Consider the following 12,050-nt stretch of genomic DNA (forward strand, 5'->3'; position numbering starts at 1 on the left):
GCATAAAGCGGAAAGCAAAAAGCTATTGTGGCGGATGATCTTAGCGGATTTTGTCTTTGTACAGGATTAAACTGATTATGCTGATTACTTTTTTTGATTAAAAAAGATTCGCAAGATTTGTAGCATCATATAGTCATACACTTTTACCAATCTTCCAAAATCTTAAAAATAAAATTCAGGAAAATCAGTATAATCAGTTTAATCCTGTACAAAGACAAAATCCACTAAGATCATCCGCCACAATAGCTTTTTGCGTTTCATTTTTTGAGTTCTGCTCATATTTTAACCAATTAAAGGTTAAAATCCGTATACATTGGGATAATTTTTATATACTCTGCCCTTCAGAAATGAAATAAATTGGCGTCCAATAACCTGGTTCCAGTGGCAGTAACTAATTCCGATAAAAACATCGCACAAATTCCTGTACAACGTAGCAGCAGTGCTACCGGAGAAGGATTGTCCGTTTTTTGGAATGAATTACAGCAACACAACGAACATGGGTTGTATAAAATCTATCATGCATTATATGATAGCTTATATCATTATGGGATATCTGTTGTACCAGATACCCAAATGGTGAAAGAGGGCATCAATGATGTATTTGTGGAGTTATGGAAGAAGCGGGAACAGTTGATAATGCCCGATCATATCCCGAATTATATTTTTATCTGCTTTAAGCGCCGTCTCAGTAAATTATTAGGGAAAGAAACCAAACGCTCTGCTAAATATGCAGGAGAATTATTCCAGGAGCCGGAGGAACAATCTTATGAAGCCGTGCTGATCAACCTGGAATCCGAYGGACAGTTGCGGCATAAAATGGAAAATGTGTTGGCGCAGTTAACCGCCCGGCAAAAAGAATTTATACGGCTACGCTTTTATGAAAATATGAGTATGGAAGAAATCTCCCAGCAAACCGCTGCTTCTGTACGGACCATTTATAATACCCTGCACACTGCCATTGTACAACTCCGGAAGATCATGTCCTTCCTCTTTCTCACACTTATGTGGTATTTTGAAAAATAAGTTATTTTTCTTTGGTAAAAATTTAAGCAACCATTCCTCTTTACTTTAAACAGGCGATACATGAACCTCCAATTCTTCATGGCGGAAGACTTTATGCTGAATGACTCTTTTGTGCGTTATTGCCTGCAGAGCAATGAGGAAGATGTGGCATTCTGGAACGACTGGATAGCCCGCAACCCTCATAAACAGGCGGAAACAGACAAAGCGCGGGAATGGGTGTTACGTTTAGGCATAAAGCTGAATGCTGAACAAAAGCTGGAGGAATTCAACAAGCTGCGGGCCATGATTGAAATCGATCACGAAGTCGCCACACGCAGGAGGAATTATATTCCTTATGTAGCCGCCGCTGTATTAGCCGGCTGTATGGCTTTTGTCTGGATGTGGAAGAAACAGTCTACCGATGTAAAACTGCCGGCAATCGCTTACAAAACGTACCGCGCAGACAGCGCCCGTAAGCAAATTGTACTGGCAGATGGGACTACTGTTATTTTAAACCGGAACAGCGTATTGCAGGTACCGGAAAATTATAACCAGCAGGACCGCCATTTAATACTTTCGGGAGAAGCCCTATGCGATGTACAAAAAGATGATACGCGTCCATTTACCGTGAGTGCCGGTAACACCAGGGTACAGGTATTGGGAACGGTTTTTAAAGTACGCGCCTATTTATTCGACAGTAGTGTAAAAGTATCCCTGCTTTCCGGGAAAGTAAAAGTAGCCGCCGCAGATGCATCCAAAGAGTTGCTGCCCGGCGAAACCCTGGAAGCGCAGGATGGCAGACTGATTCCCGGCAACTTTGATGTGGCCCGTGAACAGGACTGGCGCAGAGGTAGATTATTTTTCAGAGATGCTTCCCTGATAGAAGTGGCCGCGGAATTGGAAAACTGGTACGGCATTAAAGTCCATATTACACCGGGTAAATATCCGGCCATTCATTTTAACGGTGAGTTCATGAATAAATCTTTGCCGGAAGTACTGGCGTCTATTAGTTACATCACAAATCTTAAAACGGTTATTCAAAAGGACGAGTTATTTATCAACCATTGATTATAGCAGCTGTGCTGCAATTCCATTCTAAACAATAAACTTTCTAATGTTATGAGAAAGAAAAGTATCTCTTGTACCTACAAGGGTATGGCCCGACGCGTGCTATGTATAGCGATGGCAGTGTGTTTGCTGTCATGGGTACAGATCACCGAAGGACTAAAAAACAAAGTAGAAGTAGGGTTTTCTCAATCCAGCGTCATCAACGCATTACGCTATCTGGAGAAAAACACCGCACTGAAATTTTCTTACAACCGGGACGACCTGGAACGTACTGCCAGGTTTTCGATCGACAAAAAAGTTCGTACTGTAGAAGCATTACTGAAAGAGATTTGTAATGCTACTGGCCTGGAATATAAAATAACAGCGGACATGATCCTCGTAAAGCCAGCCGCTCCACCCGCCATTTCCCAAGTGGATCAGCAAAAGGAAGACAACCTGAAGGGCTCCGTGAAAGCATCCACCGGTGAACTGATGCCGGGTGTGAGCATAAAAGTAAAGGGTACTTCCAAAGGAGCTTTAACCAATGAAAATGGTTCCTTTAGCCTGGTTGGCGTACCTGAAAATGCCATCCTGCAGGTATCCTTCATCGGATATGAAGACCAGGAAGTAAAAGTTAACGGCCAAAAAGACCTGAGCATCACCCTGTATCCTTCGTTAAAAGTATTAGACCAGGTAGTAGTAGTAGGTTATGGTACCCAACGTAAAGGGACCGTAACCAGCGCCATCTCCTCTGTGAAAGGCGAAGCTATTTCTACCATGTCCACCAATAATCCTGTAGATGCACTTCAGGGAAGAGTAGCCGGTTTAACAGTAGTAAATACCGGCGGCCAACCTGGCGCAACGGCAGATGTACGTATACGCGGATTAAGCACCATGGGCGGACACAGACCCCTGTTTGTTATCGACGGATCTCCCGGCGACCCTGCTTACTTAAGCAATAATGACATTGCCTCTATGGAGGTATTAAAAGATGGTGCTGCCGCATCTATCTATGGTTCTTCCGCGGCTAACGGTGTGGTACTCATCACTACTAAAAAAGGAAAGAAAGGGGTGCCGGTAGTGGATTTCACCGCTTACTATGCTGGTGTAAAACCTACTGGTCAATATAAATTGCTGGACGCAGAAGGGTATAAGTCAGTGCTGAAAATGATGTACCAGAATGCGGGCCGTCCACTCCCTGCCTATGTAACTAAAAATACGGGTGTARATACCAACTGGCAGAAAGAAGTAACCCAACCTGGTACCGCTGAAAACTATAACCTTAACCTCCGCGGTGGTGGTGATTATATCACCTACGCGCTCAGTGGTGATATCACTAACGAGAAAGGTACTTTCATTGGATCTGATTTTAAGAAGAAAACGCTGCGCTCCCGTAATGAATACAAAAAAGGTATCGTTACTGCAGAAGTGAATGTGGCTTATTCTGAAACAAAATCAAGTGTACAGAAATTCTCTTCACGCGAATCTTATTTCCAGTCGCCTTTATTACCTGTATTTGACAGCAAAGAAAAATATGGTTATGGACTGCAGGTAGATAATCTGCCGAAGTACCAAAACGCGATGGCGGCAGATCACTATTTACAAAATAGCGTTACTACCCAGTACCTGAATGCCAACGGCCGTTTTACCCTGGCTTTAGCGAAAGGACTTAAGTTTACTACCAACCTGAACCTGATCAACGAAAATGATTTCAGTTTCAGCTACCGCCCTGCGGTGCGTATTAATCCGAACGATGGTGCGGTACCTTATGCTAATCTGTACAATCAGCGCTCCAATTACCGGGATCGCCTGATGGAAAATCTCCTGTATTACGATTGGTCTAAAGGTAAGCATAGCGTGAACCTGCTGGCAGGTTACACCGCACAGGAAATTACCAATCAATGGCTCAATGTAACCGCAGATGGTAAAACAGTTGTGCGTACCATACAAGATGGTGTACTGGTAGAAAAAACAGTGCCTGGTGGTTTCCTGGACCCGGCTTTCGTAACCATGGATGGTGCTTTGGGTGGTACATTTGGCGCTGGTGGCAGCAGAACAAAATATGTGCGTATATCTCAACTGGCGCGTGTCAACTATTCATATGATGACCGCTACATGTTACAACTCGCCATCAGAAGAGATGGTTCTTCCAAGTTCGACCTCGACAAACGCTATGGTATATTCCCATCAGTGGCCGTGGGCTGGAATCTGCAGAAAGAGGCCTTTATGAGCAATGTTACCTGGGTGGATATGTTGAAATTACGCGCCAGTTATGGTGAGTTGGGTATAGAACAGGCATTAACACCTTACGGTCACCTGAACCTCATGTATGTAGACAATACCTGGGCTGGAGGTTATGTACAGGGCAGTGGCGCTACACCATGGCCAGGTATCATTGGCCAGGACCTGCTGGGCCGTGAACAGCATTGGGAAACCAATCGCTCCGCCAACATTGGTTTTGACTACGCCCTGATTAAAAATCACCTGAGTGGTTCCTTCAACTACTTTAATAATCACACCATTGGTTTGCTGGTAACCAAAGAAGTACCACCWTCTTCCGGTGTAAACAATCCAACCCTGAACGTTGGTAAGTTCAACAACCGTGGATGGGAACTGGAAGCTACTTACAGCAACCAGGTACACGGTCTGCAGTACAACATTACTGGTACAATCAGCAGTGTTAAAAATGAAGTAGTGGAATTGGGTAACAATGGTCAGTCTTTAAATGGTACTGGTCTTAAATTTGGTTCGGATCATATTGCTAACCAAACCCGTGTAGGTAAGGAAGTAGGTGCTTTCTACCTGTATGAGGCAGATGGTATTTTCCAGACCGACGCAGAAGCCGCCAATTATAAAAATAAAGCCGGCGTTCCGCTGCAACCTTCCGCCAAAGCCGGTGATATCCGCTTTAAGGACACTAATGGTGATGGTGTGATCGATGATAATGATAAAACCTATCAGGGTTCTGGCTTCCCGAAATTTGAATATGGTTTGAATATTAACCTGAATTATAAAAATTTCGACCTCACCTTATTTCTACAGGGAGTAAGTGGAAACAAAATTTATAATGGTAACCGCTTCGAACTGGAAGGAATGGATGCCGGCCGTAATTTCCTGACCACTACCTTAAATGCCTGGACGCCGGAAAATACCCATACCGATATGCCCCGCGCTATTCTGGGTGACCCTAACAGAAATGCGCGTGAATCCACCCGCTTCCTGGAAAAAGGTGATTATCTGCGTCTGAAAACCATCCAGCTTGGTTATACCTTGCCAGGCAGCTTCCTGAGCCGCTACAAAATTCAGAAAATTCGCTTTTATGCCGCTGGTCAAAATCTGCTGACCTTCACTAAATACAGCGGATTAGATCCTGAAATTTCCAGAGCTTCTGTATTAGATACTGGTCTGGATCGTATGCAGTATCCGCAGAATAAAAAAGTAATGGTGGGTGCGCAATTGTCTTTCTAAGCATAAAATCATTTAAAATGAAAAAATCATATTTATATATACCCGTTGTCCTTGCATTCCTTGCCCTTACTCCAGGTTGCAGTAAAGATGTGTTGGATCAACGTTCTCCGGATAAACTGGATGTGGAACTCTACTGGACTACCAAGGATCGGGCGTTATCTGGTTTGGCTGCAGCCTATTCACAGGTTGAGGGTTTCGTATACTGGGATAACTATGTGGAAGCACGTTCTGTTCGCAGCTTCTACCGCGAAGACTATGTAGAGCCAGGTGATGATGCTTATAACTACTCATGGTGGGTGGAACACTATAATTTCAACTTCACCTCCGGCAATTATGCGATCGACCTGTTATGGCGCGAGAACTACCGTGGTATCTATTATACCAACCAGGTGTTGGAAGCTGTAGCAGCCATGAAACCGGAGATGATCGATGACGCTTCCAAGAATCAGATCCTGGCGGAAGCCCATTTCCTCCGCGCTTATTATCATTATAAACTGATCGTTGATTTCGAAAAAATCATTATCCGCGATAAGGTACCAAAGGGTGAAGCAGATCTGCCAGCCACTTTATCAGAACGTAAAGCTGCCTGGGATTTCATCTGCAGTGAGCTGAAAGCCGCAGAAGCAGGATTGCCGCTGCGCGCCGATCGTCCGGATAATGAACTGGGCCGCGCTACCAAAGGTGCTGCACAGGCGCTGTTAGGTAAAGTATATTTATACCGCGCCGGAGAAGATAAAGGTAACGCTACCGCATTGCTCACAGAATCATCCGATTGGCTGGGTAAAGTAATTGCCTCTAACCAGTATCAACTGAACAGCGACTATATGTCTATGTTCAACGGTGCTGCCAGGAATACACCCGAGTCTATTTTCGAACTGCAACAGTCTTCCGATGTAAACAACGGCGCTGCTTATGGTTCATACCTGGGCGACTGGGTAGCTGCATCTGACATGGGTGGTTACGGTGAAATTTATGGTACGCCACGCTTCCTGACCGAGTTCCTGAAAGAAGGCAAAACTGCCAGCGATCACTTATATGATCACCGCGTATATGGCACCATCCTTTTTAATGACGCCTACTTCAATGATGCTTCCAAAAAAGCATATGGTTATACCTACAATGACATCTTCGGTGCAACCGCCAGCACCATTGCTTTCCGTAAATGGGTACCTGCTTCGCTCGACCGTTTAGGAAATGATAATGCCATCAACGTACCATTAATCCGTCTCGCAGATGTAATGCTGATGCAGGCGGAAGCCCTGAATGAACTGGGTAAACCAGGCGCCATGGCACTCATCAATAGCGTACGTGACCGTGCTAAAATGCCGGCCCTGAACCTCACTGATAAAACGGCCATCTTTAACCAGATTGTACACGAAAGAGTAATGGAGCTGACCCTGGAAAGCTGCCGCTACTACGACTTGCGCAGATGGGGCCTGCTGGAAAAAGAAATGAAAGAAGCCAACCGCACTTTCTCTTTGGATAAAGCATTTTATCCGCTTCCACTGAAAGAAACCGTGAATAATCCGATGGCTAATTAAGGAGATGTATGTATAATAGATTATTGTTGTTATTGGCGTTGCTCCCCGTAGTTACTACCGGTCAGGCACAAACGAACGATTGGGAAAATCCACATAAGGTAGCAGAACATGTATTAGCACCGCATGCCCATTTCATACCCTATATCAACGCAGCAGCAGCTGTACGCCGGGACTCCGGGCGTGCAGCTGTTAAACTGCTGGATGGTACCTGGCAGTTTCATATTGCCCGCAACCCTTCGGAAAGACCGCTGGACTTTTATAAGAAAGGAACAGATGTGTCTCACTGGAAAAAAATACAGGTACCTGAAAACTGGCAAACAGCCGGATTTGATAGCTACATTTTTACCGATGTAGAATATCCTTTCCCGCCCGATCCGCCAAGAGTACCGGCCGACTTTAACCCGGTTGGTTCTTACCGCCGTGATTTTACGGTGCCCGCCAACTGGAAGGATAAACAGGTGTGGATTCACCTCGGCGGCGTCAACTCGTTTTTCTATCTCTGGATAAACGGACAATACATTGGGTTGAGCAAAGACAGCAAAACCCCTTCTGAATTTGATATCACACCTTATCTGCAGGCAGGCAATAATAGTGTAGCCATACAAGTGTTCCGCTTTAACGATGGCTCTTACCTGGAAGGCCAGGACATGTGGAAGCTCAGTGGCATTGAACGCAGCGTATACCTGGTAGCCAGGCCTAAGCTCTGTTTATATGACTTCTTCGCTAAACCACTGCTGGTAAACCAGTACAAAGATGGCCAGCTGAATCTTGCGCTCACCCTGAACAGACTGCCTACTCCCGCTGAAGCCGGACAACGTATGCAGGTACAACTGCTCGATAACGGCAAAGTAATGCTCACCAAAGAGTGGAAGATAGGGAAAGACAGTACCTGGCAGATGGAGGCCCTTTTCAAAGATATTCAACCCTGGAATGCAGAGCATCCGGCATTATATACACTCGTCATTACCCACGTAGATAAAAATGGCGCAGTACTGGAAGGCATGGCGCACCGCATCGGCTTCCGTACCGTGGAAATTAAGAATGGACAATTTTTACTGAATGGCGTGGCTATCCGCATCAAAGGTGTGAACCGTCATGAACATGATATGTACCGCGCCCGCGTGGTATCTCATGCCGGCATGGTACACGACCTGGAAGTGATGAAGCAATATAACATCAACGCTGTGCGTAACAGCCACTATCCTGACACGGAAGAGTGGTACGACCTCTGCGATGAATACGGTATTTACCTGGTGGACGAAGCCAATATAGAATGTGATGGCATGTCGTTCCACCCCTGGCAAACCCTCTCTGATAAGCCCGATTGGGAGCAGGCCTACCTGCATCGTACCAGACGCATGGTGGAACGCGATAAAAATTATTGCAGCATCATCACCTGGTCGCTCGGCAACGAAAGCAGCTTCGGACAAAACTTTATTTCGACGTATAAATACATCAAAGCAAAAGATAATACCCGGCCGGTACAATACGAAGCAGCCGGCCACAATGAGTGGACAGACATCATTTGCCCGATGTATAAATCCATCTATACCCTCGATAAAAAATTCCTGAACGTAAACGATAACCGCCCTATCATTCAGTGCGAATACGCGCACATGATGGGTAACAGCGGCGGTAACCTGAAAGAAGACTGGGACCAGATCTACCAGAACCCCCGCCTGCAAGGCGGATTTATCTGGGATTTCGCAGACCAGACCTTCCTGAAAAAAGATGCCAACGGTCGCCAGATATGGGCTTATGGCGGCGACATGGGCACTGTAGGCGCTACCAGCGACACCAGTTTCTGTGCAGACGGTATGCTGGCAGCAGACCGCTCCCCGCATCCGCAGGCGTTTGAAGTAAGAAAAGTATATCAAAATGTACAGGTAAAACAAGAAGGCGATAAATGGCKCGTATTTAACCGTTTTGATTTTACTAACTTAAACGCATACACGATTAAGTGGAGAATCAGGGGAGACGGAGCTACTATTGAAAGTGGCACCTGTCCTGCGCTCTCCATTGCCCCCGGCAAAGATTCCCTGATTGCCATTGCCTTGCCTCACTTTACGCCTACGGCAGGAACACGCTACTATATTCACTTCGAAGCAGTAGATAAAAAGAATAATGTGGTGGCTACCGAGCAGTTTTCATTACCGGATTATGTACCGGTAGTAAAACAAACGCTCACCGGTCCCGCACTGGAAGTGAAGAACGATGGCAGTATCGGCAACGCTTTATTCCACGCAGGTTTTAATAAAACAACCGGCTGGCTGGAAACGTATACTGCCGGTAACAACGCCCTGATGCAAGGTCCTTTACAACCACATTTCTGGCGCGCCGCCACCGATAACGACATCGGCAACAGCCAGCAGATGCGTTGCGAAGTATGGCAACATGCCCTGGAAGGTGCAGAGCTGAAAAAGTTTGAAGTAACGACCATCAGCGCTACGCGTACGCAGGTACAAACCCTGCATTATCTCCCTAAGGTAAAAGTAAACTACGCTACTACTTACACCATTGCTGTAAATGGCGATATCACCGTAGCGGTGCAGTTTATGCCTACAGATACCACCTTGCCGGAAATTCCCCGCATGGGCATGCGCATGATCCTGCCGTCCCGCTACGACCAGGTCAGCTGGCTGGGTAGAGGACCTTTCGATAACTACGCGGATCGCAAATACGCGGCCGACATCGATGTATATCATCTGGCAGCAGATGAACTGTTCCATCCTTATCCACGCGCACAGGAAAGCGGCCACCGTACTGAAATCAGCTGGATGGCCCTGCAGGATAAAGACCATGCCGGATTCATGTTTGTATCTGATACGTTACTCAGCGCCGGCGTATTGCACTTTGATATGGCCAACCTGGATTTTGATCGGAAACAAAATAAACATGGTCACTCTATGCTCAATGAAGACCTGATCTGGTGGAATATCGACTACCTGCAATCGGGCCTGGGCGGCGATAACAGCTGGGGAGCCAAACCGCATCCGCAATACCAGCTGCCTTGCAAAGCATATCAGTATACTTTTACGTTAAGACCTTTAATGGCCGGCGCACAACCGGTACAACAAGCTAAACAAAGATTCGAATAATATGAGGAAATGGTGGTGGTTACTCTGCTGCAGTGCATTAAGTGTGAACGCGCAGCAGGCCGACAGGCAGCAATTTGCAGACKTATTGGATATTACACATCAGGTAACAGATACTTCCGGCGTAGGGGTAAGTTTTTTCTCAGATAATGGCGCATGGCACGCTTATTCATTGCCGGTACGCGCTGCCCACTATGGCGGTTTCGTAGGCCCGTTACTGATGGATATGGATGGCCGCTGGCTGAGTAACGCCATTGCCCGGTTACATGTACTCGAAGGAGGAAAGGAGCTGTTGCCCGAAAACGGCACCCAGCATTATTATCCCGGCCTGCTGGAACAAAGCTACCAACTGTCGGATATGAAGGTGCGCCTGCAACTGATTTTCACCAGCGCTACCACCGCCATGATAAAGGCTACAATTACCAACCAGGCCAATAAGCGCCGGCAGCTGGAGTTGCAGTGGGAGGGAAGCAGCCTGTTGAGTCAGCCTAACTGGAAACAAAATAACCAACAGCTGCAGATTAACGGTAATGGGCATACGTTTTATATCGATTACCTGTCAGCCGCCAAATGGAAGATTACAGCTAACGGTGCAGGCTATACGTCTACAAAAAAAATCCAGCTGCCCGCAAAAGGTAGCTGGCAGGAAACACAGCTGCAGAGCTACCGCCAGCCAGCTACCGGCGGCGTCGATTTTAATATCGCGTTGAAGCAAAACAAACAGCGCTGGGATGGTTATCTGAAAGCGGCTTTCACGACGGATACCAGCCAACGTCGCCTGATGGTGAAATGTATTATGACATTGCTCACCAACTGGCGCACCGCTGCCGGTGATCTGAAGCACGAAGGCATTTTTCCGTCTGCCAGCTACCAGGGATTCTATGGCTTCTGGGCCTGGGATAGCTGGAAACAGGCTGCTGCCGTGAGTATCTTCCATCCTGAACTCGCCAAAAATAATATCCGCGCCATGTTCGACTACCAATGGCCGGATGGCATGGTGATCGACTGCATCTACACTAACAGTAAAGAAAACAACGCCCGCGATACGAAGCCACCATTGGCCGCATGGGCCGTATGGGAAGTATTCCGCCACACAAACGATACCGCTTTTGTAAAGGAAATGTATGCCCCATTGGTACGCTATCACCGCTGGTGGTATGCTAACCGCGATCATGATGGGGATAGTCTTTGTGAATACGGCTCTACCGATGGTACCCGCATTGCCGCCGCCTGGGAAAGTGGCATGGATAACGCCGTACGCTTCGATCATGCCCGTATGCAAAAAAATAATGCACAGGCGTGGTCATTGGATCAATCATCCGTAGATCTCAATACCTATCTTTATGCAGAAAAGCAGTACCTTGCGAAAATGGCATCGCTGCTGCATTTGGAAGATACCTGGACCGCACAGACGGCCTCGTTGAAGCAAAAAATCAACCAGCAATATTTTGATACCGCTACCGGTTTTTACTATGATCGCCGGAAGGAGCTGATCAAAATAACTGGCGCAGAAGGATGGATTCCGCTGTGGGCAGGCATTTCCAGCCAACAGCAGGCAGCAGGTGTAGCCGCCATCATGGCACAGCCGGGGAAGTTTAATACCAAAGTACCGTTGCCGGTGCTGGCCGCAGATCATCCCAACTTCGACCCTCTCAAGGGCTACTGGCGGGGACCTGTATGGCTGGATCAGTTTTATTTTGGTATCGTTGGACTGAAAGCATATGGCTACCAGGACCTGGCCAAAGAGCTGTCCGATAAGCTATGGCAAAACGCTACCGGTATGAGTGACAACTTACCATTGTATGAAAATTATCATCCCTTGACCGGCAAAGGACTGAATGCACCTAATTTTAGCTGGTCGGCAGCACATACGTTATTGTTATTGCGCGAGTAAATT

At 46.7% G+C, this 12,050-nt stretch carries 6 protein-coding genes; all 6 read left to right on the forward strand.

Annotated elements, in window-relative coordinates; translation table 11 throughout:
• Nucleotides 1-381 precede the first annotated feature (381 nt).
• Genes AC1DFM_RS21975 through AC1DFM_RS22000 form a run of 6 tightly spaced genes read left to right on the forward strand, consistent with a single transcriptional unit; the run spans nt 382 to nt 12,047 of the window.
• Nucleotides 382-1,023, forward strand: a complete 642-nt coding sequence (locus AC1DFM_RS21975) for an RNA polymerase sigma factor (RefSeq protein ID WP_477078908.1) — start codon at nt 382-384, stop codon at nt 1,021-1,023.
• Nucleotides 1,024-1,083: 60 nt separating this feature from the next.
• Nucleotides 1,084-2,070, forward strand: coding sequence for a FecR family protein (locus AC1DFM_RS21980; protein ID WP_477078909.1), 987 nt, complete (start codon nt 1,084-1,086; stop codon nt 2,068-2,070).
• A 51-nt stretch (nt 2,071-2,121) separates the two neighbouring features.
• Nucleotides 2,122-5,517, forward strand: a complete 3,396-nt coding sequence (locus AC1DFM_RS21985; RefSeq protein WP_477078910.1) for a SusC/RagA family TonB-linked outer membrane protein — start codon at nt 2,122-2,124, stop codon at nt 5,515-5,517.
• Between the two features lie 17 nt (nt 5,518-5,534).
• Nucleotides 5,535-7,058 carry a RagB/SusD family nutrient uptake outer membrane protein gene (locus AC1DFM_RS21990; protein ID WP_477078911.1) on the forward strand — a complete coding sequence of 508 codons (1,524 nt, stop codon included), beginning with the start codon at nt 5,535-5,537 and terminating at the stop codon, nt 7,056-7,058.
• 8 nt (nt 7,059-7,066) lie between these two features.
• Complete coding sequence (locus AC1DFM_RS21995) at nt 7,067-10,156, forward strand: glycoside hydrolase family 2 TIM barrel-domain containing protein (RefSeq protein WP_477078912.1); 3,090 nt, start codon at nt 7,067-7,069, stop codon at nt 10,154-10,156.
• A 1-nt stretch (nt 10,157) separates the two neighbouring features.
• The gene (locus AC1DFM_RS22000; RefSeq protein WP_477078913.1) at nt 10,158-12,047 is read left to right on the forward strand and encodes an MGH1-like glycoside hydrolase domain-containing protein; all 1,890 of its coding nucleotides are present in this window, start codon (nt 10,158-10,160) and stop codon (nt 12,045-12,047) included.
• Nucleotides 12,048-12,050: the final 3 nt, after the last annotated feature.

Source organism: Chitinophaga sp. 05T412 (assembly GCF_056396465.1).